The 24,997-nt window shown below is 63.6% G+C and carries 26 protein-coding genes; 6 read left to right on the top strand and 20 right to left on the bottom strand.

All coding sequences use genetic code 11. The features are described 5' to 3' along the window. Positions 1-39 precede the first annotated feature (39 nt). Positions 40-2,082, top strand: a complete 2,043-nt coding sequence (locus ACJRW5_RS10660; protein ID WP_484570484.1) for a S9 family peptidase — start codon at positions 40-42, stop codon at positions 2,080-2,082. A gap of 501 nt (positions 2,083-2,583) precedes the next feature. Continuing rightward, on the top strand, positions 2,584-2,946 hold the full coding sequence (locus tag ACJRW5_RS10655) for a YajD family HNH nuclease (RefSeq protein WP_484570483.1): 363 nt from the start codon (positions 2,584-2,586) through the stop codon (positions 2,944-2,946). A 114-nt stretch (positions 2,947-3,060) separates the two neighbouring features. Here the strand turns inward: ACJRW5_RS10655 and ACJRW5_RS10650 are convergent, their stop codons facing one another. The 5 genes from ACJRW5_RS10650 to rnd all read right to left on the bottom strand — a co-directional run bounded on the left by ACJRW5_RS10650 (position 3,061) and on the right by rnd (position 7,283). Then, positions 3,061-4,287, bottom strand: coding sequence for a hypothetical protein (locus ACJRW5_RS10650; RefSeq protein ID WP_484570482.1), 1,227 nt, complete (start codon positions 4,285-4,287; stop codon positions 3,061-3,063). A gap of 100 nt (positions 4,288-4,387) precedes the next feature. After that, a complete protein-coding gene (locus tag ACJRW5_RS10645) occupies positions 4,388-4,837 on the bottom strand; it encodes a YcgN family cysteine cluster protein (RefSeq protein ID WP_484570481.1) in 450 nt (149 codons plus the stop codon). An 86-nt stretch (positions 4,838-4,923) separates the two neighbouring features. Then, a complete protein-coding gene (locus tag ACJRW5_RS10640; protein WP_484570480.1) occupies positions 4,924-5,856 on the bottom strand; it encodes a D-2-hydroxyacid dehydrogenase in 933 nt (310 codons plus the stop codon). A 3-nt stretch (positions 5,857-5,859) separates the two neighbouring features. After that, a complete protein-coding gene (locus ACJRW5_RS10635; RefSeq protein ID WP_484570479.1) occupies positions 5,860-6,153 on the bottom strand; it encodes a YcgL domain-containing protein in 294 nt (97 codons plus the stop codon). Then, positions 6,150-7,283: a ribonuclease D gene (gene rnd / locus ACJRW5_RS10630; RefSeq protein WP_484570478.1), complete on the bottom strand. Its 1,134-nt coding sequence runs from the start codon at positions 7,281-7,283 to the stop codon at positions 6,150-6,152. Before rnd ends, ACJRW5_RS10635 begins: the two co-directional genes overlap by 4 nt. A 127-nt stretch (positions 7,284-7,410) precedes the next feature. Here rnd and ACJRW5_RS10625 point away from each other — a divergent pair, with 127 nt between their 5' ends. Beyond that, positions 7,411-8,475 carry an SMP-30/gluconolactonase/LRE family protein gene (locus tag ACJRW5_RS10625; protein ID WP_484570477.1) on the top strand — a complete coding sequence of 355 codons (1,065 nt, stop codon included), beginning with the start codon at positions 7,411-7,413 and terminating at the stop codon, positions 8,473-8,475. A gap of 251 nt (positions 8,476-8,726) precedes the next feature. Here ACJRW5_RS10625 and gdhA read toward each other — a convergent pair whose 3' ends face one another. Continuing rightward, positions 8,727-10,064: an NADP-specific glutamate dehydrogenase gene (gene gdhA / locus ACJRW5_RS10620; RefSeq protein WP_484570476.1), complete on the bottom strand. Its 1,338-nt coding sequence runs from the start codon at positions 10,062-10,064 to the stop codon at positions 8,727-8,729. Between the two features lie 420 nt (positions 10,065-10,484). Between gdhA and ACJRW5_RS10615 the strand changes: the two genes are divergently transcribed. From ACJRW5_RS10615 to ACJRW5_RS10605, 3 genes are all read left to right on the top strand, one after another. Continuing rightward, complete coding sequence (locus ACJRW5_RS10615; protein WP_484570475.1) at positions 10,485-11,339, top strand: sulfurtransferase; 855 nt, start codon at positions 10,485-10,487, stop codon at positions 11,337-11,339. 199 nt (positions 11,340-11,538) lie between these two features. After that, positions 11,539-12,018: a hypothetical protein gene (locus tag ACJRW5_RS10610; RefSeq protein ID WP_484570474.1), complete on the top strand. Its 480-nt coding sequence runs from the start codon at positions 11,539-11,541 to the stop codon at positions 12,016-12,018. A gap of 150 nt (positions 12,019-12,168) precedes the next feature. Continuing rightward, on the top strand, positions 12,169-13,431 hold the full coding sequence (locus ACJRW5_RS10605) for an OmpP1/FadL family transporter (RefSeq protein ID WP_484570473.1): 1,263 nt from the start codon (positions 12,169-12,171) through the stop codon (positions 13,429-13,431). A gap of 202 nt (positions 13,432-13,633) precedes the next feature. Here ACJRW5_RS10605 and ACJRW5_RS10600 read toward each other — a convergent pair whose 3' ends face one another. The 14 genes from ACJRW5_RS10600 to cobO all read right to left on the bottom strand — a co-directional run bounded on the left by ACJRW5_RS10600 (position 13,634) and on the right by cobO (position 24,985). Further along, positions 13,634-14,185: a glutathione peroxidase gene (locus ACJRW5_RS10600; RefSeq protein WP_484570472.1), complete on the bottom strand. Its 552-nt coding sequence runs from the start codon at positions 14,183-14,185 to the stop codon at positions 13,634-13,636. Positions 14,186-14,247: 62 nt separating this feature from the next. Next, positions 14,248-14,373, bottom strand: a complete 126-nt coding sequence (locus tag ACJRW5_RS10595) for a hypothetical protein (RefSeq protein ID WP_484570471.1) — start codon at positions 14,371-14,373, stop codon at positions 14,248-14,250. Then, on the bottom strand, positions 14,370-15,575 hold the full coding sequence (locus ACJRW5_RS10590) for an MFS transporter (protein ID WP_484570470.1): 1,206 nt from the start codon (positions 15,573-15,575) through the stop codon (positions 14,370-14,372). Before ACJRW5_RS10590 ends, ACJRW5_RS10595 begins: the two co-directional genes overlap by 4 nt. Before the next feature lie 58 nt (positions 15,576-15,633). Then, the gene (locus ACJRW5_RS10585; RefSeq protein WP_484570469.1) at positions 15,634-16,038 is read right to left on the bottom strand and encodes a MarR family winged helix-turn-helix transcriptional regulator; all 405 of its coding nucleotides are present in this window, start codon (positions 16,036-16,038) and stop codon (positions 15,634-15,636) included. A gap of 73 nt (positions 16,039-16,111) precedes the next feature. Next, positions 16,112-16,843: an adenosylcobinamide-GDP ribazoletransferase gene (locus tag ACJRW5_RS10580; protein ID WP_484570468.1), complete on the bottom strand. Its 732-nt coding sequence runs from the start codon at positions 16,841-16,843 to the stop codon at positions 16,112-16,114. Next, entirely contained in the window at positions 16,840-17,412 is a 573-nt protein-coding gene (gene cobC / locus ACJRW5_RS10575; RefSeq protein ID WP_484570467.1) for an alpha-ribazole phosphatase family protein, read from the bottom strand. Before cobC ends, ACJRW5_RS10580 begins: the two co-directional genes overlap by 4 nt. After that, entirely contained in the window at positions 17,412-18,467 is a 1,056-nt protein-coding gene (cobT, locus tag ACJRW5_RS10570) for a nicotinate-nucleotide--dimethylbenzimidazole phosphoribosyltransferase (RefSeq protein WP_484570466.1), read from the bottom strand. The genes cobC and cobT overlap by 1 nt, the downstream gene beginning before the upstream one ends. Beyond that, positions 18,464-18,985: a bifunctional adenosylcobinamide kinase/adenosylcobinamide-phosphate guanylyltransferase gene (gene cobU, locus ACJRW5_RS10565; RefSeq protein WP_484570465.1), complete on the bottom strand. Its 522-nt coding sequence runs from the start codon at positions 18,983-18,985 to the stop codon at positions 18,464-18,466. Before cobU ends, cobT begins: the two co-directional genes overlap by 4 nt. Positions 18,986-19,075: 90 nt before the next feature. Then, positions 19,076-20,524 (bottom strand): cobyric acid synthase, encoded by a 1,449-nt coding sequence (locus tag ACJRW5_RS10560; RefSeq protein ID WP_484570464.1) that lies wholly within the window; start codon positions 20,522-20,524, stop codon positions 19,076-19,078. Continuing rightward, positions 20,524-21,534, bottom strand: a complete 1,011-nt coding sequence (gene cobD / locus ACJRW5_RS10555; protein WP_484570463.1) for a threonine-phosphate decarboxylase CobD — start codon at positions 21,532-21,534, stop codon at positions 20,524-20,526. Before cobD ends, ACJRW5_RS10560 begins: the two co-directional genes overlap by 1 nt. Continuing rightward, a complete protein-coding gene (gene cbiB, locus ACJRW5_RS10550; RefSeq protein WP_484570462.1) occupies positions 21,527-22,435 on the bottom strand; it encodes an adenosylcobinamide-phosphate synthase CbiB in 909 nt (302 codons plus the stop codon). The genes cobD and cbiB overlap by 8 nt, the downstream gene beginning before the upstream one ends. Next, positions 22,432-23,085 (bottom strand): 5,6-dimethylbenzimidazole synthase, encoded by a 654-nt coding sequence (bluB, locus tag ACJRW5_RS10545; RefSeq protein ID WP_484570461.1) that lies wholly within the window; start codon positions 23,083-23,085, stop codon positions 22,432-22,434. Before bluB ends, cbiB begins: the two co-directional genes overlap by 4 nt. Then, positions 23,082-24,374, bottom strand: coding sequence for a cobyrinic acid a,c-diamide synthase CobB (locus ACJRW5_RS10540; protein ID WP_484570460.1), 1,293 nt, complete (start codon positions 24,372-24,374; stop codon positions 23,082-23,084). The genes bluB and ACJRW5_RS10540 overlap by 4 nt, the downstream gene beginning before the upstream one ends. Then, positions 24,374-24,985: a cob(I)yrinic acid a,c-diamide adenosyltransferase gene (gene cobO / locus ACJRW5_RS10535; protein WP_484570459.1), complete on the bottom strand. Its 612-nt coding sequence runs from the start codon at positions 24,983-24,985 to the stop codon at positions 24,374-24,376. The genes ACJRW5_RS10540 and cobO overlap by 1 nt, the downstream gene beginning before the upstream one ends. Positions 24,986-24,997 lie beyond the last annotated feature (12 nt).

Raw genomic sequence — 24,997 nt, 5'->3', positions numbered from 1 at the left:
CCGGCGCCCCTGTCGGGCACACAGATCTGGAGTTTCAGCATGTCCCCTGCCCCTCTCGCCCGCCAGGAAGCCGGCACAGATCCCTACCGCTGGCTGGAAAACCGCGACAGCGAAGAGGTCTTGGCCCACCTGCAAGCGGAAAACGCCTACCTGGAAAACACTCTGGCGCCGCAGCTTGCCCTGCGCGAGCAACTGTTCGAAGAGATCAAGGGGCGCATCCGCGAGACCGACCTGTCGCTGCCCACGCCCTGGGGTGACTACCTGTACTACCAGCGCACCACGGCGGGCGACGAATACCCACGCCATTACCGCTGCGCACGGGCAGATGGCGGCTCGCTGGAGGTCGACAGCGCCAGCGAAACGCTGCTGCTGGACCCGAACGAGCTGGCCGCTGGCGGTTTTCTCTCGGTGGGCGCGTTCAGCATCAGCCCCGATCAACGACGCCTGGCCTACAGCCTCGACACGACCGGCGACGAAATCTACCGCCTGTTCGTCAAGGAGCTCGACAGCGGCGCCGTGCTTGAACTGCCCTTCGAAGACTGCGATGGCAGCATGACCTGGGCGAACGACAGCCAGACCCTGTTCTTCACCGAGCTTGACGACACCCACCGCCCCTACAAGCTGCATCGACATCGCCTGGGCGATAGCGGCGCCACCGAAGTATTCGAGGAGCAGGACGGCCGTTTCTTCCTGCATTGCTATCGCTCCAGTTCCGAGCGCCAGTTGATCCTGCAACTGGGCAGCAAGACCACCAGCGAGGTCTGGGTGCTCGACGCCAATACGCCGCAAGGCTCGTTCACCTGCCTGGCGCCGCGCGAGGAAGGCCATGAATACGACGCCGACCATGGCATGCTCGACGGCCAGTGGTGCTGGCTGATCCGCAGTAACCAGAGCGGCATCAACTTTGCCCTCTACCGCGCCAGCGAAGAACAGCCGCAGCGCCCGCACTGGCAGCAGATTCGCGCACATGACCCGCAGGTGATGCTCGAAGGCGCCACGCTCAACCAGCGCGCCATCGTCCTCGCCCTGCGTGAAGGCGGCCTGCCGATCCTCGAAGTGCAAGCGCAAGGTGCGGTCAGTTACCGTGTCGAGCTGCCAGATGCGGCCTACAGCCTGTACGTACAGGATGCCCTGGAGTTCCACAGCCCGGTGATTCGCCTGCGTTACGAGGCGCTGAATCGTCCTGCCCAGGTGCGCCAGCTGGCACTGGCCAGCGGCGACCAGATCGTGCTGAAACAGACGCCTGTGGAAGGCCCGTTCGACGCCGACGCCTACGAGAGCCGGCGCCTGTGGGCCACCGCAAAGGACGGCACTCTGGTGCCGATCAGCCTGGTGGCGCGTCGCGAAGTATTCGCTGCCGGCCAGCCGGCGCCGCTCTATCTCTATGGCTACGGCGCTTACGGCGCGAGCCTCGACCCCTGGTTCTCGCATGCCCGCCTGAGCCTGCTGGAGCGCGGCTTCATCTTCGCCATTGCCCATGTACGCGGCGGCGGCGAAATGGGCGAGGCCTGGTACCGCGCCGGCAAACTGCAACACAAGCAGAATACTTTCGACGACTTCATCGCCAGCGCCGAACGGCTGATCGCCGAGGGACTGACCAGCCCGGTACAGCTGGCGATCAGCGGCGGCAGCGCCGGCGGCCTGCTGATCGGTGCAGTACTCAACCAACGCCCGGAGCTGTTCGCCGCGGCTATCGCCGAAGTGCCCTTCGTCGATGTGCTCAACACCATGCTCAATCCTGATCTACCGCTCACCGTCACCGAGTACGACGAATGGGGCGACCCCAACCAGCCCGAGGTGTACGAGCGCATCAAGCGCTATGCGCCCTACGAGAACGTCAGCGCCCATAACTATCCGGCGATTCTCGCCGTGGCCGGCTATAACGACAGCCGCGTGCAGTACTGGGAAGCGGCGAAATGGGTGGCCAAGCTGCGCCGCGACAAGACCGACGACAACCTGCTGCTGCTCAAGACCGATCTGGGTGCCGGTCATGGCGGCATGAGCGGCCGCTATCAGGGGATCAAGGACGTGGCGCTGGAATATGCCTTCCTGTTCCGTGTGCTCGGGATACCACGCCCGTAGGAGCGGCTTCAGCCACAGAACACCTCGCCGCTAAAGCGCCTCCCACAAAACCTCGGCGCCCCGTAAGCGGTGGAAGACTCCCCCGGATTACGCCGCTCCAAAAACCAACGATCAGTCTTGCTTGCGCTGACCGTCCAACTCCTGACTATTGCGGCGTATCTGCTCATCCAATCGTGGAATCGGCTGATCGCCGTTGGATCGGGGTGTTGCCCCGGGAAGGGGTTGCCCTTGTGGCGGAGGTAGCAGGGGCGCCGATCCCTGGCGCTTGATCGGGACTGACGTCGAGGGCTGGCCGTAAGGCTGCGGCGTGGCCGTACCCGGGGAGCCGGGCTCTGGCGCGGAGGGCATGCGAACCGGCTGCTGCGCCCAGCTCAGGGTGGCGACGCTGGATAGCAGCAGGCTGGCGACGAGAATATGAATACGCATACTGGCTCTCCTGCTTGACTGGCTTTCGTTCTATTCTGGCAACACCTGCCTATGAACGTTCCAGTGAAACGACCCATGACCACCAGCAAGCTCGACAAGATTCTCGCCGAAGCCCAGCAGCGCCGTGAAACCAGCTACCGGGAAAAGGCTCTGCGCATGTACCCGCACTTCTGTGGCCGTTGTGGCCGTGAGTTCAGCGGCAAGCGCCTGAGCGAATTGACCGTGCATCACCGCGACCACAACCACGACAACAACCCGGAAGACGGCTCCAACTGGGAGCTGCTATGCCTGTACTGCCACGACAACGAGCACCAGCGCCAGGTCGACCTGCACTATCAGAAGGAAGAAGCGGCCAGCGCCGGCTCCGGCAGCAAGGTCACGCACAAGGGTTTGGCAGGCTTGGCCGCCCTGCTCGGCCGCACGGACGATCAGGGCTGACGAGCGCACCCTGTAGGCGCGCATTTGTTCGCGACGCGGTCGAGCAGGACGCCCTGACCGCAGATAAATCCGCGCCTACAGAATCGACACACGCCCCTTAGAAGCCGCCGCCGGTTAGCGCAACAGCCGCGTATCCAGGGTCTTCGACGGGCCGCCGATGACATTTTCGGTGATGTCGATAAAATCCTTGGTGCTGACCCGGTCCAGGCGCATCAGCCCACGAGTCACGTCATCCAGCGACAGATTGCCCTTTTCCTTGGTCTTCTGGCGGATCTCGCGATCCAGCTCCTGCAGCAGCAACACCGCACGCGCGGTCACCGGACCGGTGGAGTGGTCGGTACGCAGGCTGTTGACCGGCTTGCTCCAGTCGATCAGTTGTTCACGGATTTTCTGATAGCGATCCTCGCTGATGCCACCGGCGCGGCGCACCAGCTCGATGGCGTAGTACTCGGCCAGGCCTTCGGCGATCCAGTCACTGCGTTCGCGGCCATAGATGCGGCCGAACACATGCACCAGCTCGTGCACCAGGGAGCTGGTGCCGTTCTCGCTGACCAATGGGCGGTCAGCGTGCATGTAGTAGGAGTTGGCCGCCGACAGACCGCCGCGCCACATCGGATTGCCGGCCCCGACAATCAACAGCTTGTCGGGATCGCGCGGGAACACCTGCTGCAACTGCGGCCAGACGAAGGTCAGGAAGGTCATGATGTCCATACGGCGCATGCCCTCGCCCACCGGCGCGGAGATGGCGACCTCGGTATCGCCCAGGCGAGTGCGGCGAGTGCCCAGCTTGCCGGCGAGCATCCAGCCGGTCGGGCGGTCGAACTTGCGCTGCGGGTTGTCGATGCGAAAACGATTCTTGCCGATACGTGGCCAGCCGGTCTCCACGCTTTTCCAACCCTTGGGCAGGTCGAATTGCAGACGCGCCACCAGATCGGTCTTGTCCTGCTGATCGAGCTTGGCCGCTGGCACCAGGTCATCACCACGCAGCAGTACCCAGTCCTTGGTCATCCTCGCGTCGTAGCGCCCTTCCTTGCGCTGATGGTCGATCTGCACCCGGTAGCTGAGTACGCTTTTACCTTTGCCCGGCTGCCATTTCCCACGCCCCTCGGCCTCCTGCGACCACTGACCGTCAGCCTTGAAGTCGCTGTAGCGGCCCTCGTCACCCAGGTTGAAATCCAGGCTGCGCACGCGCTCGCCCTTCTCCAGGGTGATGCTGACCTCGGCCTGGTCGCTGTCCGGCAAAAAGCGCACGCGGTAATCCAGATCGACCTTCTGCGCAGCGGCAAGGCCCGGCAGAGTCAGAAGCAGCAGAGACGATAACAACGGCAAGCGAAGGGACATCGAGCAAGACTCCTGATGCGGAACGTGGCGGCATATGACCGCAGCGCCAACGGGCAATTCCATGGACGGAACACAGATTTGCCACGAAGTGGCGAGGCAATCAACCCGCGCGGAAGATCAGGTGCTCTTCCCAGTCATCCTCGGCCACGCTGTTCTCACTCAGCATGCGCCCGGCCTGGGAGATACGCTCGATGTGCACCGCCTCCGGATCACCGCAGACCAGGTGGTGCCAGAGCGGCAGATCCTTGCCCTCGCTGACCAGACGGTAGGCGCAGGTCGGCGGCAGCCACTGGAACTGGTCGGCTTGCGCCGGCGTGAGCTGGATGCAGTCGGGCACGTGCTTGACCCGGTTGGCGTAGTCACTGCAGCGACAGGTCTGCAGATCCAGCAATTTGCAGGCGATGCGCGTGTAGTAGACGGCGCCATCGTCCTCGTCTTCGAGCTTCTGCAGGCAGCACAGGCCGCAACCGTCGCACAGCGACTCCCACTCTTGTTGATCGAGCTGGACGAGGGTCTTGCGTTTCCAGAAGGGTTCGACTTTAGCGGCCATGACTGCAGTATGGACTCGGCGGAGAAAAGCGCGGCAGTCTAGCTTGTGCACCGGTTGCGGCCAAGCCGCGCAAGGCGAACGGCACTTCAATAGCCGCGCGCAAAATCCACGTCACCGCGTAACGCTTCACCGGCCTGCCAGCGCGCCAGGTTGTCGAGGAACAGCTCGCTCATCAGCGAAGGATCGGTCGGGGCCGAGCTGTGGCCGGTCAGCATCAGCCGCGGCGCGGTCCAGAACGGATGGCCTGCTGGCAGAGGCTCTTCGCGGCACACATCGATCACCGCACCGGCCAGTTGCTGCTGTTGCAGGGCCGCCACCAAGTCGGCATCGACCACCGCCACACCGCGCCCGGCATTGAGCAACAGCGTCTGTGGGCGGAAACTGGTGAACAACCGCGCATCGTAGATATCGCGGGTCGCCGCCGTATCCGGCAACAGATTGATCACGTAATCGGCCCACGCAACCAACCGCGGCAAAGCCTCCATCGCGGCCACTTCTCGAAAAGGTGCCTGCTCGCGTATCTGGCTGGCTACGCCGCGCAGTTCAACGCCGAAAGGCGCTAGAAAGTCGGCCACCGACTGACCGATGTCACCACAACCGACCACCAGTACCCGGCGTCCGCGCAGGCTGCGCGGCAGGCTGTTATCCCAACGCTGCTCGACCTGCGCTGCCAGGCGGGCGAACAGGCGTCGCTCATGCGCCAGGAGATGCCCGAGCACGTATTCGGCCATCACCTGGCCGAAGATGCCGACTGCACGGCTGAGACGGTAATCACGCGGCAGGTCCGCCGCCAGCAACGGCGTGATACCGGCCCAGGTCGACTGCAACCACTGCGGACGCAAGCCCTCGCGCAGCAGTGGCGCGAGCAGATCCGGCTGCCCCAGCCACAGGTCGCACTGCGGCGCTGCCGAGCGCAGCTGGGTGGCATCGGCACTGGCAACCAGTTGCAGATCGGGCCGAGCACTGCGGATCTGCTCGGCATACAGCACGTGATCCTCTTCGGCGATCAGCAGGCGCATGGCTCAGACCGGGTCGTTACGGCGCAACAATTCGTCAGGCAGGTGCTGAATGTACTCTTCCTCGGGAGGCGGCATCTGCAGGTGATAGCCCTGCTTGTCGAGATTCTCCAGTACCTGGGTGATGTCTTCGCGGGCCAACTGGCGCTCGGGGCTGAGCACCAGATCAAAGGCATGCGCAGGTGCACCGAACACGGCGAGCAGGCCTTCGGGTACGCGAGTCAGCGCCTCGGCCTTGAGCACGTAGAGGTACATCTCGTTCTTGCGTGGGCTTTTGTAAATCGAGCAGATGCGTTTCACGCGGACTCTCCTTCAGTGGCCAGGCAGTCAAGCAGCTCCTGGCCCATCAATTCCCGGCGCCAGCCGCGCAGAGAATCGGGCAATTGGTAAGGCCCTTTGGGGAAGCCCGTTTTCAGCAGGGCTTCCAGGGTTTTCTTGCGCAGCATCAGCTCCGGCACGATGTCCAGGCGCTCGCCTTCGCGCTGACCGACAGCACGTAGTTTCTTCAGCAGGGCCGAGGCCTCTATCGGCAGCGGCTCGGGCAGCGGCTCGGGCCATTGCTCGGGCGGCAATGCGGCGGCGTCGCGAATCAGCTGCAGCAGGGTTTCGCCGTCCTGACGCACGGTCTTCGGATGCATCTCTTCGATACGCGCCAAGGTGACCAGGTTGTCCGGCTGCGTACGGGCCATCGGCCACAGCGAATGCTCGCGCAACACGCGATTGCGTGGCAGGTTGCGCGCCCGCGCCTCACGCTCGCGCCAGGCACACAAGGCACGTAGCACTGCCTGCTGTTGACGCGAGAGTTTCCAGGCCAGCTTGGCATCGCGCCAGGCCTCTTCCGGAGCGACTTCGCGGCTCAGATTGCCGACCAGCTCCGCGCCATCCTCGAGTATCCACTCGATCTTCTGCGGCGCCAGGCGGGCCTTCAATGCCCGGTACACCTCGACGAGATGCAATACGTCCTCGGCGGCGTAGCGCACCTGCAGTTCGGACAGAGGCCGCTGCAACCAGTCGGAGCGGGTTTCGCCCTTGGGCAACTCGATGTCGAGCAGCGCCAGCACCAGGCGCGAATAGCCCATGGAAAAGCCGAGGTTGAGATAGCCGGCGGCCAGTTGCGTATCGAACAACGGCGTCGGCAGGCTGCCGGTCAGACGCAGGAACACTTCCAGGTCTTCGCTGCACGAATGCAGCACCTTGACCACACTCGGTGCTTCGAGCAACGCGGCGAATGGCTGCCAGTCATTGATGCGCAGTGGATCGATCAGATAAGCACCTTCGCCACCGCTGACCTGCAACAGGCCGGCGATGGGGTAGAAGGTATCGACGCGCATGAACTCGGTATCCAGCGCGACGAAGGGCAATGTCTGCCATACAGCGCAATGCTCGGCCAGGCTGGCGTCGTCGAGAATCCAGTGAATGTCGTTAGCCACGCGGCTCTCCCATTAACAATGGCGCGCAGTATATATGCCCAGGCCACTCGACGGGCAGCGAGCTGCCGCCGCACGCTCGATCTGTGTACTCTGTGCCGCGCACCGACCTTCGATACGGAAAACAATAATGCTGAAAAAACTGCTTGCCCTGCTCGTCGTGCTGCTGGCCGCAGCGGCCGGTTACCTGGCGCTCACATCCAGCCCGATCGATCCCCTGCCCTGGGAAGCCCCCAAGGCACCGCCCATGACCGGTGTACTGGAGCCCAACGACACCCTGATGAAAGCCGAGCTGCTCGCCCGCGGCCAGGTTCACGGCCCGGAAGACACCGCCGTGGATAGCGAAGGCCGGGTATACGCGGGCCTGCATGATGGTCGTATCGTCCGCGTACTCGCTGATGACAGCGTGGAAACCTTCGTCGACACTGGCGGGCGCCCGCTGGGCATGGATTTCGATGCCAGCGGCAACCTGATCGTCGCTGACGCTTACAAAGGCCTGCTGCGCATCGACCCGCAGGGCAAGATCGAAGTGCTGACCACCGAGGCCGACGGCCTGCCGTTCGCCTTCACCGACGACCTGGACATCGCCAGCGACGGCACCATTTACTTCAGTGATGCCTCGTCGCGCTTCCAGCAGCCGGATTATCTGCTCGATCTGCTCGAAGCACGCCCGCATGGGCGCCTGCTCAGCTATGAGCCAAGCAGCGGCGAGACCCGTGTATTACTCGATGGGCTGTACTTCGCCAACGGCGTGGCGCTGTCGGCGAACGAGGATTTCGTGCTGGTCAACGAAACCTATCGCTATCGCATCACTCGCTATTGGCTCAAGGGCGACAAGGCCGGCCAACACGACGTATTCATCGATAACCTGCCTGGCCTGCCGGATAACCTGCAAGGCGACCGCAAGGGCACCTTCTGGGTCGCCCTGCCGACACCACGCAAGGCCGATGCCGACTTCCTCCATCGCCACCCCTGGCTCAAGGCGCAACTGGCCAAACTGCCACGCGCGCTGTGGCCCAAGGCGATTCCCTATGGCTTCGCCATCGCCCTCAACGAACAGGGAGAGATCGTGCGCAGCCTGCACGACACCAGCGGCACCCACCTGCGCATGATCACCTCGGTCAAGCCGGTGGGCGACTACCTGTACTTCGGCAGCCTGGACAACGACCGCATCGGCAGGCTCGAACTGCACTGACGAAAAAGCCCAGGAGAGCCGTAATGCTGTTCACATAAGAAGTGGTCGGACGCAATTAGTCCCCTCGCCCCTTTGGGGAGAGGGTTGGGCGGGCCGCGTTCGGCGAGGGGAAACTGGCAGTTTTGCGGCATTTTCAGCCCTCTCCCCCAGCCCCTCTCCCATAAATGGGAGAGGGGAGCCAACGTCTGTAACCTTAAATGAACAGCATTACCGGAGAACCGGGGCTTTTTTTCATCTTCAGCGGCGAGTCTTCAGACCACGCCCTGCGCCAGCATGGCATCGGCCACCTTGACGAAGCCGGCGATATTGGCGCCCTTGACGTAGTTGATCCGGCCGTTCTCCTCGCCATGGTGCACGCATGCGTGATGGATGTTCTGCATGATGCCATGCAGGCGCTCGTCCACCTCACCGGCACTCCAGTGCAAACGCATGGCGTTCTGGCTCATCTCCAGGCCACTGGTGGCAACGCCGCCAGCGTTGGAGGCCTTGCCTGGCGCGTAACAGATACCGGCCTCGACGAACAGATCCACGGCTTGCAAGGTCGAGGGCATGTTGGCGCCCTCGGCGACGCAGATACAGCCATTGTTCAGCAACGCGCGCGCGTCCTTGTCATCCAGCTCGTTCTGCGTCGCGCAAGGTAGTGCGATATCGCACGGCAGGCTCCACGGGCGCTGCCCGGCGAGGAACTGCAGGCCATAGTGCTCGGCCATCTCGCGCAGGCGACCGCGACGCACGTTCTTCAGGTCCATCAGGTAGTGCCACTGTTCGCTGCTCAAGCCGCCCTCGGCGTACAGCGTCCCCTCGGAATCGGACAGCGAGATGACACGGCCACCCAGATCCATGACTTTCTGCGCCGCGTACTGGGCGACGTTGCCGGAGCCGGAGATGGCCACCCGTTTGTCTTCGAAACCCTGATCGATGCGCTTGAGCATCTCCTGAGCGAAGTACACGCAGCCGTAACCGGTAGCCTCCGGACGAATCAGGCTGCCGCCGTAGCTCAGGCCTTTGCCCGTCAACACCGAAGTGAACTGATTGGAAAGACGCTTGTACTGGCCGAACAGATAGCCGACCTCACGAGCACCGACCCCGATGTCACCGGCCGGTACATCCAGATCAGCGCCAATATGACGGTACAGCTCGTTCATGAACGACTGGCAGAAACGCATCACTTCGCCTTCGCTGCGGCCTTTGGGATCGAAATCCGCACCGCCCTTGCCACCGCCCATGGGCAACGAGGTCAGGGAGTTCTTGAATACCTGCTCGAAGGCCAAAAACTTGAGCACGCCAAGGTTCACCGAAGGGTGAAAGCGCAGACCGCCCTTGTACGGGCCGATGGCGCTGCTCATCTGAATGCGGTAGCCGCGATTGACCTGCACCTGACCACGATCATCGACCCAGGGCACGCGGAACAGAATCGCCCGCTCCGGCTCGACCATACGTTCGAGAATGCCCGCATCGCGATAACGCGGGCTGGCTTCGAGGAACGGCCACAAGCTGCGCACCACCTCCTCTACCGCCTGATGGAATTCTGGTTGATCAGGGTCGCGCTGCTTCAGGCGCGCCAGGAAAGAATCGACGGACAACGACATGCGGCACCTCGACGCCACGCAGTAAAGTGGCCGGCACTCTATCAGGCGACAAAGCACCAAAACAGATCAAAATGTCGCCATGATGAAACTTCAAGGTGCAAATCTATATAAACCGGTACTCAACCCCTCGTTAAAACGGCCTTCAAGCGCCATTTCACGCACCAAAATCACACAAAATGACGCACTATTTTTGATCAAGCGTTCCGCAAGTAGGCGAAGAAATACCCTGCAACAGTGATTGCATGCGGTACCGGTGTCCGTCACAAGATCATCGCCCAGAGCCCGATACTGCTCGCCCCCTGCGCCACAGGCTGCAGACTGAGCATGACTAGCTTCTTTTTCGCGGGAGAGCGAACAGCACGCGCCAGATCGGCCAGGCGGTATGATGCCGACAAACGCGTCAACGACACAGGAGGCACCATGTCATTCGCTCAACTGATCAACGCGCAACAGCTTCAGCAACGCCTGGGCCAGGAAAACCTGCTGATCCTGGACTGCCGTTTCGCCCTCGAAGATCCGGGATACGGGCGCCGCAGCTATCTCGATGGGCACATCCCCAATGCTCATTTCGTCGATCTGGAGCAGGACCTTTCTGCGCCGGTGGTCAAGGGTGTGACCGGCCGCCACCCGTTGCCGGACCCCAGCGCTCTGGTCGAGCGCCTGCGCATCTGTGGTCTGCGTAGCGACAGTCAGGTCGTGCTGTATGACGACGGCCCCGGGGCTTTCGCCGCACGCGCCTGGTGGTTGCTGCTCTGGCTCGGCAAACGCGACAACCTCTATCTGCTCGACGGCGGCCTCAAGGCCTGGCGCGAGGCCGGCCTCGAGCTGAGCACGGCGGCACCGAGCAATAGCCCCGGAGATTTCTCCGCCCAACCTGACAGCAGCCTGCTGCTGAGCGCCGAGCAGTTGACTGCGCGCCTGGACGACAAGGACCTGACCCTGCTCGATGCACGGGCGCTGCCGCGCTTTCGTGGCGAAGTCGAACCACTCGACCCGGTTGCCGGACACATTCCCGGGGCGCAGTGCGCGGCCTTCACCGACAACCTGGGGCCAGACGGCCGCTTCCTTAGCACCGATGCCCTGCGCGAGCGCTTCGACCGGCTACGTGGCGAGCGCCCGCTGGAGCAACTGGTGGCCTACTGCGGCTCGGGCGTCACCGCCTGCCACAACCTGTTCGCCATGAACCTTGCCGGTTACCCGCTGGCCGCGCTGTATGCCGGCTCCTGGAGCGAATGGATCACCGATCCGGCCCATCCGGTAGCCACCGGCGACTGATCGGAGATCTTAAGCACCAAAGGAAATATGCCCAATAACTCAAATCCGGAATCAATTTAAAAACAGCCCTTTACGGCTGAAATATCGCACTAGACTTGAAAATGAGCGGCTAACCCCGCTCCCGGTGGGGCCTTTATCGAAGAGCCACTAGAACAGCTGCCACGCGCCCGGCCCCACCGGCACCTTTCGCGAGGACGCCATGGGAATAGCCGCCTGCGATCTCAGCCAGCATGTAATACGCCCTACCCTTCTCTATCTGCAGCGTCACACGGCCACCGCCGAAGCACTGCTTCTGGGAGCCGCAGCCTGCCAGTCGGCCCTTGGCAGTGCACTGGACACGCCACATGGCCATGGCTTGTACCGAATCAGCGAACAGCGCCATCTGGCGCTCTGGGACCAACACCTGGCACGCGACCCGGAGCTGGCCAGCCGGGTCCGCGGGCTGGCCAGCCAGCATGCCTTCCTCGAAGCGCCGCACCTGGAATTGACGGTCAATCTGCGTTACGCCACAGCCATCGCCTGGCTTCTGATTGAGGCCGAACAGCTGGAGCTGCCGGCAGCAGATGATGTAACGGCCCTGGGACGGATCTGGTGCAAGGTGTTCCAGCCCTATGGGCGACCGGCAGATTTTCTCGATGCCTGGCACCGTCACATCCAACAGGTCAGCCAGGTAGCCTGACCGATTGGTCATAAACACAATTCATATATATCTGCGCAGAATTCAGATACTTATCCGACAATACGCTCTATTTCGGGAACTTAAGCGCCTTGGCACGAGTCAGCAAAAGCTGTAGCGTGCGCCCCCTCGCCTCACCATAGGAGCTTCCCCGTGAGCAAACGTCTTCTCAAGACAGGTCTTGCCGTCGCCATCGCAGCCGCCTCCAGCCAAGGCTTCGCCAGTGGCTTCGCCCTCAACGAACAAAGCATTTCCGGCATGGGAACCTCCTTCGCCGGGCGATCTTCGTCTGCCGACGATGCCAGCACCGTATTCGGCAACCCGGCCGGTATGGCCCGCCTGAAACGTGACGAGATTAACGTCGGTGCTGCAGTGATTCACGCCAAGAGCGACATTCGCCATACCAGCGGCAGCACTCCAGCAGGTACCGCTCTGGGTGGTAGCAACGACGGCGACATGGTGCCGGACACCGGCGTGCCCATGGGTTACTACGTAAAACCACTGGACGACAAGGTCGCCTTCGGCCTCGGCATCTATGTGCCCTTCGGCCTGATGACCGACTATGAGCGCAGCTTCCAGGGCCGCTATCACGCAGACAAGAGCTACGTACGCGTGATCACCGTACAACCTACGATCAGCTACCGTTTCAACGACCAGCTGTCGGTCGGCTTCGGCCCGACCTTCAACCATATCGAAGGCGAGTTGACGTCATCACTGTTCACCCCGCTGGGTGACGGCAAGGTCAAGGTCGAAGGCGACGACACCGCCGTGGGCTTCAATGCGGGGGTGCTTTATGAGTTCAGCCCGCGCACCCGGGTAGGTGTCACCTACCACTCACGAGTCAAATACAAGCTGGAAGGCGACACCAAGGTCGATGCCCCGGCCCTGACCGGTATTGCTGGCAAATACGACGCCAAGCTCGACCTGACCACCCCCGAATCGGTGGACATGTCCATTACTCACGAGCTGAACGACGCCTGGACGCTCTACGCCGGTAGTACCTGGACCCGCTGGAGCCGCTTCAAGGAAATCCGCGTGGAGAACGACGCCAGCACCCTGCCGGCCAACCTCAACACCATCGTCGAGGAGCAGAACTGGCACGACACCTGGGCCCACTCCGTCGGCCTGGCCTACAAGGTCAACCAGCAGTGGACGCTGCGCACCGGTATCGCCGTGGATCAGTCGCCGATCAACAACACCGATCGCTCGCCACGCATCCCCTCCGGCGACCGCACCATCTTCAGCCTGGGCGCCGGCTGGAGCCCGAACGAAGACATGACCGTCGACGTCGCCTATTCCTACCTGCAGGAAGAGTCGGTAGACGTCAACCGCAGTAGCGCCAGCCGCGGTAGCTACAACGCCAACTACAAGAACAGCGCTCATGGACTCGGGGCATCGCTGACCTACAGGTTCTGATCCGCAGCAAAGCAACAAGGCCCGCATCTGCGGGCCTTGTTGCTTCAGAGGCTAAGCGCTGATCAGATAAGGCTCTCCACGTTGCTTTACGTAGGAGTTCCACCCCAGGGCGAAGCGCTTCAAGTCAGCGCCGTACGCGGTTCGCGGCGGGGCGCCGCTCCTACACGTTCGACGCATTGGGCCTTAACTGACTGGCCTTAGACTAAGGTCTGCTGGCGATAGCCTGCTCCACCGCCTTGATCAGCTCCGGGTCATCCGGTTTGGTCAGACTGGAAAAACTCGCCACCACCTTGCCCTGGCGGTCGACCACGTATTTGAAGAAATTCCAGCGCGGTGCATTGCTCTGCTCGGCCAGTCCCTTGAACAAGGCAATGGCATCATCGCCCCTGACTGGCTGCGGCTCGGTCATGGTGAAGGTCACGCCGTAATTGACGTAGCAGACAGTGGCGGTTTCCGCGCTGTCATCGGACTCCTGGCGGAAATCATCGGACGGCACACCCAAGACCTCGAGCCCCTGATCCCGATAACGCTGGTATAGCGCCTCCAGCCCTTTGAACTGCGGAGTGAAACCGCAAAAACTGGCGGTATTGACCACTACTAGCGGCTTGCCGGCGAACTGACAGAGTTCGACACTCTCCCCCTTGGCACGCAGCTTGGGCAACTCGCCCTGCAGCAACGGCGGACAATCCGCTGCCCATACCGGTAGCGTCAGGCTTGAAAGCAGCAGACAAAAGGCAATACGACGAAACGGCATGGCAGTGACCTCAATCGATGACGCGATCTGATCACGCTACTCGCAGGCCAGGCCTCAGGCAACTAGCAGATGCCGACACCCAGCTGCAGCAAGGCCAGGCCACCCTGGCGCCAGCCCCACCAGGCAAGGGCCAGGAGCCCGCCCAGGCCCACTGCCACAGCGGCATAGAGAGCGGCCCTGCGGCTCACGCCGGCGCCCCTTGCAAACGAGCCACGGGCACCTCGCGCACCGGCCAGTTCAGTGCAGCGGCCATCAGACTCAAGCCGATGGAAATCTGCCAGACCAGATCGTAGCTGCCGGTATGGTCATACAGGTAACCACCCAGCCAGCCGCCAAGGAAGGAGCCAAGCTGATGGAAAAGGAAGACGATACCACCCAACATCGACAGGTTACGCACCCCGAACAGCGTAGCCACGGTGCCATTGGTCAGCGGCACCGTGGACAGCCACAGCAGGCCCATGGCGATGCCGAACAGGTAAGCACTCCACTGCGTCAGCGGCGCCAGCAGAAACAGCGTGATCACCACCCCACGCAGCAGGTACAGCGCACTGAGCAGGCGTGGCTTGGCCATACGCCCACCGAGCCAGCCGGCGATGTAGGTGCCGAAGATATTGAACAGACCGACCAGCGCCAGCACCGTGGTCCCGGTCAGTGCCGGCAAGCCGTGGTCCACCAGATAGGCCGGCAGGTGTACAGCGACGAATACCACCTGAAAACCACAGACGAAGAAGCCCAGCGCCAGCAGCCAGAAACCGGAATGGCTGGTGGCTTCACGCAGCGCTTCGCCCAGGGTTTGCTCAGGGCCACTGCCGGTCGATGGCGGGGTTTCCTTGATCATGACGGCCAACGGAATCATCAACGCGACCAGCAGCCCCAGTGCCAGCAACGCGGCCGACCAACCCAGCCAGGCGATCAAGCCGAGCGAACCGGGCAACATGGCGAACTGGCCGAAAGAACCGGCCGCTGCCGCAATCCCCATGGCCATGCTGCGCTTCTCCACCGGTACCGCACGCCCCACTACACCGAGGATCACCGAAAACGACGTACCGGACAGACCGATACCGATCAGCAACCCAGCACTGAGCGACAACGACAATGGCGAGTCAGACAGCCCCATGCAGACCAGCCCGACCATGTACAGGAAACCGCCGATGACGATGGCCTTACGGGCGCCGAAGCGATCGGCCAACGCGCCGGTGACCGGCTGCGCAAGCCCCCAGATCAGGTTCTGCAGGGCAATGGCAAAGGCAAACACTTCGCGCCCCCAACCGAACTCGGCACTCATTGGCGGCAGGAACAGACCGAAACCGTGCCGAGTACCGAGCGACAGGGCCAGGATCAGCGAGGCGCCAAGCAATAGCCAGGTGGAAGAACGCCATGCAGTTGTCATTGTTATCTCCAGCGGGCGACCGTTGGCGGCCGCATAGGCAGTAAAAATCGGTAAACCCTCAGGCCAGGGCCTGCAGCAGCTTCATCAACTCGGCGCGATGCTCCTCGCCCAGTTGCGCGTTCAGCTCACGCTGCACCTGCTCCCACAGCGGCAGCGCCTGTTCGATGCGGTGCAGGCCGGCTTCTGTGAGCCGAACCTCGCGCGCGCGCAAGTCGCGCCCTTCGCTCAGTTGCAATAACGCCTGGTCTTCAAGCACCCGCAGATTGCGCCCTAGGGTGCTGCGGTCCAGCCCCATGGCCTCGGCCAATATGGAGATGCTCGGCTGACCGAGCCGCTGGATATGACGCAGCAGAGAAAACTGTGCAGCACCTAGCCCGACGGCAGCGAGTGCATCATCGTAGCGGCGAGTCACACCCCGACTGGCGCGGCGTAGCTGAGTACAGAGACAAGAGGTCGGCAACATGAATACAGGTATATACCCGCATCAGCTAGTTACACTCATACAGTTAGCCGCTGTGTCGGCAGAACAGTTGCGTTCAGGCGCTCAGCGCCAGAACCAACAGCGCGCCACACTCGGCCAGCTCAAGCAGTGCCCCGGCCGTATCGCCGGTCGTGCCGCCCAGGCGCCCCAACAGAGCACGACGCAACCAGACGAACAGCAGCAGCGCCGCCAGCACAGCAAGCAAGCCTGGCCAGCCAAACAGCAGCATGCCGAGTGCATTCGCGCCCAACCACCATGGCAATTGCCGACGCGGCGCATGATCAACCAGCGCCTGCCCCAGACCACCGGCGCGCACGTAAGGGGTGGTCAGCAGTAGCAGCGGCAACAGGCTACGCCCCAACCAGGGCAGCAGAATCAGGTAGATCCCCTGATCCGCCTGCAGCAGGGTCAGCAGCGCGGCGAACTTGAGCAACAGCAGCAGCACCAGCACGACCACGGCAATCGGACCGCTGCGCGGGTCCTTCATGATCGCCAGAGTACGTTCGCGGTCACCGAAGCCGCCCACCCAGGCATCGGCAGTGTCGGCAAGACCATCCAGGTGCAGACCGCCACTCAGGCCCACCCAGAGCGCCAGCAGGATCGCCGCCTGCAAAGCGGCCGCGGTCTGCCCCAGCAATTGCTGCGTCCCCCACAGCAACAGGCCGAGCAGCAGCCCAACCAGCGGATACCAGAGCAACGAGCGCCCCACCTGCTCGGGCGTGGGCATGCCCGGCAAGCTGACCGGTAAACGGGTCAGAAACTGCAGAGCGATCAGAAAGGGAATCATGGCAGCTCCGTCAGATGCCCAGAGGCGTCCAGGCACAGTCGGAAACGCTCGGCATAGCCGACGTTGACTTGCAGCAGGTCCTTTAGTGGCAAACCTCGCGCCCGCGCCAGCAGTAGGCGCATCACACCGCCATGGGTGACCAACAGCAGACGCTGATCGGCATATTCACGTGCCAGGCGCTGCAGACTGTCCAGCACGCGCGCCTCGAATTGCAGCAGCGGCTCGCCATTGGGCGGAGTAAACGCATAGGGATCAGCCCAGAACTGCCCAAGCGCTTCAGCATCGGTGCGCATCAGATCCGCGGCGCTGCGCCCTTCCCAGTCGCCGAAGTGCAGCTCCTGCAGATCAGCCTCGTAGTGCACGGACAGATTCCGAGCCGCAGCCAGCTCCTCAGCGAACCGCGCGCAGCGCTGCAGGGGCGAAGTGATCAGGCGATCCCAGGAGCCGTCATCCTGCACGGCCGCACGTAGCTGCGCCCAGCCCTGTTCGGTCAGGGCATCGTCGAGGCTGCCCCGCAGACCGCCGCCCTGCTTGGTCTCGCCATGGCGCAACAGCTCCAGATACAACATCAGGCCGGTTTATCCGCGACGGCGGCCTCGGCGAAGGTCGCCATCTGTCCGTGCAGCGCACAGGCCAGACGCAGCAGCGGTACGGCCAAGGCCGCGCCACTGCCCTCGCCCAGGCGCAAACCCAGTTCCAGCAGCGGCTCTGCTTCCAGGGCCTGCAGCACTCGCACATGACCGGGTTCCGCGCCGTGATGGCCGAACAGCAGCCAGTCGCGACATCCCGGATTCAGCCGCACCGCCAGCAACGCGGCGACGCTGCAGATAAAGCCGTCGACCAGCACCACCACGCCCTGCTGGGCAGCGGCCAGATAAGCACCGACCAGCGCAGCGATCTCGAAGCCCCCCAGGTGCACCAGCGCCTGCAACGGCCCATCGATCTGCGCACCGTGCAGCGCCAGGGCTGCATCGATGACCCGCGCCTTGTGCGCCACACCCGCACCGTCGAGGCCTGTACCAGGCCCGGCCAGCTCACTCGCCGGGCAATCCAGTAGCCAGCAGGCCAGCGCAGCAGCAGCCGTGGTGTTGCCGATCCCCATCTCGCCACCAACGAACAGGTCGCAAGCAACGGCCCGAGCACGCTGGATACTGTCGCGCCCTGCTTCCAGGCAGATCAACGCCTGAGCCAGCGTCATCGCCGGCTCGTGTGCGAAGTTCTGCGTGCCGGCGCCGACATGCAGATGACGCACACCAGGCAACTCCGGTAGCGGCCCGGCCGTGCCCAGGTCGATCACCTCCAGCGCCGCATCCAGTTCACGCGCCAGCACGCTGATTGCTGCGCCACCGCCGACGAAGTTGGCCAGCATCTGCCCGGTCACCGCCTGCGGATAGGCAGAGATGCCCTCGGCCACCACACCGTGGTCCCCGGCGAAGATGGCGATCCACAGCTTGTCCAGGCTCGGTCGCTCACGCCCCTGCAACGCCGCCAGATGAATGGCGATGTTCTCCAGCCGCCCCAGGGAGCCGGCGGGTTTGGTCAACTGCTGTTGCCGTGCTTCGGCCTTGGCTCGGGCGACGTGATCGCTGGGCTGACATGGCCCCTGCCACCATTGCAGACTCATGCGACCTCCTCTTTCAGAATCATGGGCAAACCGGCCACGGTGAACACCACCCGCTGACTGCGTTCGGCCAGCGCCTGATGCAGCCAACCCGCCTCATCGACATAGCGGCGGGTCAGCTCACCCAGTGGCACCACGCCCAGTCCGGTTTCGTTGCTGACCAACAGGATGCGCCCGGGCAGCTCGCCCACGCAGGCGAGCAGCACCTCACGTTCGGCGTCCAGGCGGGCGCCATCATCTAGCAGCAGCAGATTGGTCAGCCACAACGTCAGGCAATCGACCAGCAGGCAGCGCCCAGGCGCCGCCTGCTCGCGCAGCACGCGGGCAAGCTCCAGCGGCTCTTCGACCAGCCTCCAGTGTTGCGGGCGACGCGCGCGATGCTGAGCGACACGCGCGTTCATCTCGCCATCGAGCGGTTGACTGGTGGCGATATAGACCACCTCCAGCCCCGACTCACTGGCGCGTTTCTCAGCCAGTCGGCTCTTGCCGGAACGGGCACCGCCGAGAATCAATTCAAGCACTTGCACTCCTCTATGGATACGCGCGACCAGCGGCCCCGCGCCTCCTACTCAATGCCACACAATCGTCCCGGATTGCATCCGGGCTACGGATCACAGACCACAGAGCTCAGCTAGTTTCCCTGTATCCAGGTGCAGCTCCACTTGGTCCGCCAGGCGCTCGATATCGCGCTCACGCAGTGCCTGGTAATCGACCGTCTGCACCTCATGCAGCCCGGCCCAACGCAGCAAGGCGGCAAAGGCTGCCGGCTGCTCGAACAGGCCATGCAGATAGGTGCCCAGCACCTGGCCATCATCGCTCAGGCCGCCGTCGCAGCGCCCGTCATCGAGCTGCACCGCACCATTGAGACCGGTGCCACGGCTGACCCCGGCATGAATCTCGTAGCCGCTGACCTGCGCCTGTTCCAGGCACAGCTTGCCCTGTACGTTACGCAGCTGTTTTTCCGGCTCCAGCACCGTCTCGAAATCCAGCAGCGCGAGACCTTCGCTGCTGCCAGCGGCACCCTCCAGGCCATGCGGGTCATGAATCTCCCGGCCAAGCATCTGCAGACCACCGCAGATCCCCAGCAGCTTGCCGCCGTAACGCAGGTGACGGGCGATGGCGGCATCCCAGCCATGCTCGCGCAAACGCGCAAGATCACCCCGTACGCTCTTGGAGCCGGGCAGGATGATCAGATCGGCCGGCGGTATCGCCTGACCTGGCCCGACGAAGGTCAAATGCACCTGCGGGTGCAAACGTAACGGATCGAAATCGGTGTGGTTGCTGATGCGCGGCAGCACCGGCACCACCACGCGCAAGGCCTGCTCGCCCTTGTCCTGCTGACGGGTATCGATGGCATCCTCGGCTTCCAGGTGAAAATCCGTCAGGTAAGGCAGCACGCCGAGCACCGGCTTGCCGGTGCGCTGCTCGAGCCAATCCAGGCCGGGTTTGAGCAAGGCGATGTCGCCACGAAAACGGTTGATCACGAAGCCCTTGACCCGCGCCTGCTCGCTCGGGCTGAGCAGCTCCAGGGTGCCGACCAGGTGAGCGAATACACCGCCCTTGTCGATATCGGCGATCAGAATCACCGGGCAATCCACCGCTTCGGCAAAGCCCATGTTGGCAATGTCGCCAGCGCGCAGGTTGATTTCCGCGGGCGAGCCGGCGCCCTCGACCAGCACCAGAGGGTAGCGCTCGAGCAGGCGCGCGTGGGACTCGAGCACCGCCGCCATGGCCACCGGTTTGTAACCGTGATAACTCAGCGCCTGCATGTTGCCAATGGCCCGCCCATGGATGATCACCTGCGCGCCCATATCGCTATTGGGCTTGAGCAACACCGGGTTCATGTCGGTATGCGGCGCCATACCGGCAGCCTGTGCCTGCACGGCCTGAGCCCGACCAATCTCGCCGCCATCGGCGGTGACCGCCGAGTTGAGTGCCATGTTCTGCGGTTTGAACGGTGCCACGGCAATGCCCTGGCGCCGAGCCCAGCGGCACAGCGCAGTCACCAGCGTGCTCTTGCCGGCATCGGAGGTCGTGCCCTGGACCATCAGCGTGGCCATCAGGGCGTCTCCTCGAGACTGGCCAGTATCGGTGCACACTCCAGCAGCCCCTGTTCAAGGCGCTGCCAGCCGCACTCATCCGCCGGCAGACCGAAACGCAGGCTGTCCAGCTCGGCGAACAGACGCACCAGAATGCCACGACGCGCCAGCAGCTCGGCGCAGGGCACCGCACGCCGCGTGCAGCAGAACTGAAACAGCGCCGAGCCGCCGGTAGGCGGTATGCCGCAATCGCGCAGCAATGCGGCCAGACGCTCACCGTCGGCCTGCAGACGCTCACGCTGACGACGCTGGCCATCAGGATCGTTCAGCAGACTCAGGGCCACGCTGCGCGCCGGGCCACTGACGGCCCAGGGGCCCAGCAAATTCTCCAGCTCGTCCAGCAACGCCTGCGCCGCAAGCACGAAACCCAGGCGCAGGCCCGCCAGGCCGAAGAACTTGCCGAACGAGCGCAGTACGATCAGCCCCGGCAGGTCGCTGTAGGCAGCCAGGCTGTGCTCAGGGGTGCAATCCATGAAAGCTTCGTCGACCACCAGCCAGCCGCCACGTTCGGCCAGCTCGTCGTGCCAGTCGAGCAGACGCGCAGGCTCGATCAGGCGTCCGGTCGGATTGTTCGGGTTAACCAGCACCAGCACATCGAGCTGCGGCAAGGCGCGATGCACCGAACCCTCGCTGAGCTTGCAGATGCGATGTCCCTCACGCCGCCAGGCTGCGGCATGCTCGGCATAGGTGGGCGCGAGAATGCCAACGCTGCTGGCCTTGCGCAGGCGCGGCAAAGCCTGAATGGCCGCCTGAGAGCCGGCAACCGGCAACAGGCTGCTGGCACCGTAGTAATCACGCGCCGCCTGCTCCAGGCCGTCGTTCACTTCAGGCAGGCGCGCCCACGCGGAACCGGGTACCGCCGGCAAGTCCCAGCCATAAGGCGCGACGCCGGTCGACAGGTCCAGCCACTCGTCCAGGGCAATGCCATAACGCTGCGCCGCAGCGCGCAACCGACCACCATGCTCAAGCAATCCATACCTCCCATAGTGTCAGAAGCAGCAGCCACAAGGCTGTGCCCGCGACCACCCGATTCATCGCCCGCTCCACATCGCGCGCACGCGGGGCAGGGCCTTCGCCCAGCTGCGGCCGTTCATGCACCTCGCCGTGATACTCCGCCGCACCGCCCAGACTGACCCCCAGGCTGCCGGCGCCTGCCGCCATCACCGGGCCAGCATTGGGACTGTCCCACAACGGCGCCTGCCGGCGCCAGCAGCGCAGCGCCAAAGCGCTGTGCCCAAGCAGTGCATAGGTCAATGCCACCAGGCGCGCCGGGATGTAGTTGAGCACGTCATCGATCTTCGCCGCTGCCCAGCCGAAACGTTCGAAACGCTCGTTACGGTAGCCCCACATGGCATCGAGCGTGTTGCTCAGGCGATAAAACACCACACCGGGTGCGCCCGCGACGATGAACCAGAACAAGGCTGCGAATACGGCGTCCGAACCGTTTTCCAGCACCGACTCGGTACCGGCGCGCGCCACGCCCGTGGCATCCAGCGCGGCGGTATTACGGCTGACCATCCAGCCCACGCGCTCACGCGCAAGCGGCAGATCCCCTAGACGCAGCGCCTGCGCCACCGGCAACGCATGCTCGTACAAACTGCGCAGCCCCAGAGCGAAATACAGGGCGAAGATCTCCACCGCCCAGGCAACCGAACTCACCTGCATCAGCAGCCAGGTCAGAAAGGTCAACGGCAGCACGGCCAGACACCAGGCCGTGACACCGTGGCTGCGCCAACCGCCACCAGCCGGATTGAAACGCTGCTCCAGCCGACTGGCTAAGCGGCCGAAGGCAACCAGCGGATGCGCCCTGCGCGGCTCGCCGAGAATGGCATCCAGCGCCACACCAGCGCAGGTGATCAAGGCCAGGCTCATCGTTCAGTGACACCCCAACGGTTCTCGAACAGCAATTCCGCTAGCGGACGCGGCTCGGCCCAACCCTGCTCAACCAGCATGGGTTTGTCATAGAAGGCCTGCACCGGCCCCAGGCACAGCAAAGCCACCGGTTTGCTGCCGGCAGGCATGCCCAGCAACTCGGCCAGCGCTGCGGGATCGAACAACGACACCCAACCCAGACCCAGGCCCTCGGCCCGCGCGGCCAGCCACAGATTCTGAATGGCGCAGGCCACCGAGGCCATATCCATTTCCGGCAGGGTGCGGCGTCCGAAGACGTGCTTCTCGCGACCGTCCATCAGCGCCACGGCCAACAGCTCGGCACAGTCAACAATGCCCTCAACCTTCAGCCGCATGAATTCATCCGAACGCTCGCCCAAGGCTTCGGCAGTACGCACTCGCTCCATTTCTACCAACTCATGCACCTGCTGACGCAGTTGCGGATCACTGATGCGCAGAAAACGCCAGGGCTGCATCAGGCCGACACTGGGCGCGTGGTGTGCAGCCTCCAGCAAACGCGCCAGCACCTCAGGCAGGACCTGACCGCCGGCAAAGTGGCGCATGTCACGGCGCTCGGCAATGGCGCGATATACCGCCGCCCGCTCGGCCGCACTGAAGGCATGCTCACTCATGGGTGCAGCAGCGCGGCGGCCGCCTCCGGGTTGGAGGGCAGATAGAAGTGGATGTAGCTGGCGGTGAGCCGACCGAGTCGATACACCGCTTCGGCCACCGGTTTGCCATTCGGACAACGCGCCACAGCCAGCGGCGTGACCGGACTTTCCAGCCGGGAATGATGGTACGTATGGCCGCGCAGCTCGCCTTCTGGCAGCGCCACCTGCTGCAATGCCAGGGCAGTCAATCTTGGCTGCAGGGCCGCACTGCCGGCCAGCAGGCCGAGCATACGACCACTGGCGCCCTGCTTGTCACGCAGCTCGTCGAGCAGGTAGAGCATGCCGCCACATTCGGCGAGCAGCGGCTTGCCGGCCTGATGATGGGCACGAATCGCCGCCGCCATGGCCTGGTTGCTCTCCAGTTCGGACAGGTATAACTCAGGGTAACCACCCGGCAGGTAGAGACTGTCCACCTCGGGCAAGGCGCTGTCGGCAAGCGGCGAGAAATAGCGTAACTCGGCACCAAGAGCCTGCAACAGGTCGAGGTTGGCCTGGTACAGGAAGGCAAAGGCTGCGTCCCGTGCCACGCCGATGCGCACGCCGCTCAGCAGCGCCTTTGGTTCGTCGATCGGCGGCGCGGCGAAGCTCACTGCAGGCGGCAAATCGACATCGGCGCTGGCGGCCAAGGCATCGGCGGCGGCATCCAGGCGGGCATCGAGATCGGCCAGCTCAGCCGCCTGCACCAGGCCCAGATGACGGCTGGGCAGTTCTACCGCCGCACTGCGTGGCAACGCGCCGAACCAGCGGATGGTCGATGGCAGGGCATCGCGCAGAATCTCGCCATGCCGCGTGCTGGCCACACGATTGCCAAGCACGCCGGCGAAAGGCAGGTCCGGCTGGAAAGTGGCAAGGCCATGAGCCAGGGCGCCGAAGGTCTGGGCCATGGCCGCACCATCGATCACAGCCAGTACCGGCACGCCGAAGTGGCGCGCCAGGTCGGCCGCAGAGGGCTTGCCGTCGAACAGGCCCATCACGCCTTCGATAAGGATCAGATCGGCCTCGCCGGCTGCCTGCCATAGCAGACGACGACTTTCCGCCTCGCCTACCATTGCCAGATCGAGCTGATAGACCGGTGCGCCACTGGCACGGGTATGGATCATCGGGTCGAGGAAATCCGGACCGCACTTGAAGACGCGCACGCGCCGTCCCTGACGCGTGTGCAGGCGTGCCAATGCCGCGGTGACGGTGGTCTTGCCCTGGCCGGAAGCGGGCGCGGCGATCAATAACGCCGGACATTGGCGAGCGCTCATCAGAATTCGATGCCCTTTTGCGCCTTCACCCCAGCCTTGAAGGCATGCTTGACCAGGTTCATCTCGGTGACCGTGTCGGCCGCCTCGATCATCTCCGGCAAAGCGCCTCGCCCTGTCACCACCACATGCTGCAGCAGTGGTCGGGCCTCGATATCGGCGAGCACCGTCGCCAGTTCCAGATAGCCGTGTTTGAGGGCGATGTTCAGTTCATCCAGCACCACCAGTCCGACAGACTCGTCGGCCAACAGGCGCCGGGCCACGTCCCAGGCTTGCTGCGCCTTGGCGATATCGCGCTGACGATCCTGGGTCTCCCAGGTAAAGCCCTCGCCCATCACGTGGTAGCTGACTTCCTCGGGGAAACGGCGGAAAAAGGTTTCCTCTCCGGTGCTGGCCGCGCCCTTGATGAATTGCACCACGCCGACCTTGATGCCGTGGCCAAGAGCCCGGGCAACCATGCCGAAGGCACTGCTGCTCTTGCCTTTGCCATTACCGCTGTGCACCAGCAACAAGCCGTATTCATCCTGGGCCTGGGCGATCTTCTCGTCGATCAGGGCTTTCTTGCGCTGCATGCGCGCCTTGTGGCGCGCGTCGCGGTCAACGGACTCGCTCATGCTCTGCTCCTC

This window comes from Pseudomonas pichavaramensis, assembly GCF_050473265.1.
Classification (GTDB): Bacteria; Pseudomonadota; Gammaproteobacteria; order Pseudomonadales; family Pseudomonadaceae; genus Aquipseudomonas.
Note: the sequence above shows the minus strand (reverse complement) of the source record. Positions and strands in the feature narration are given on the sequence as shown.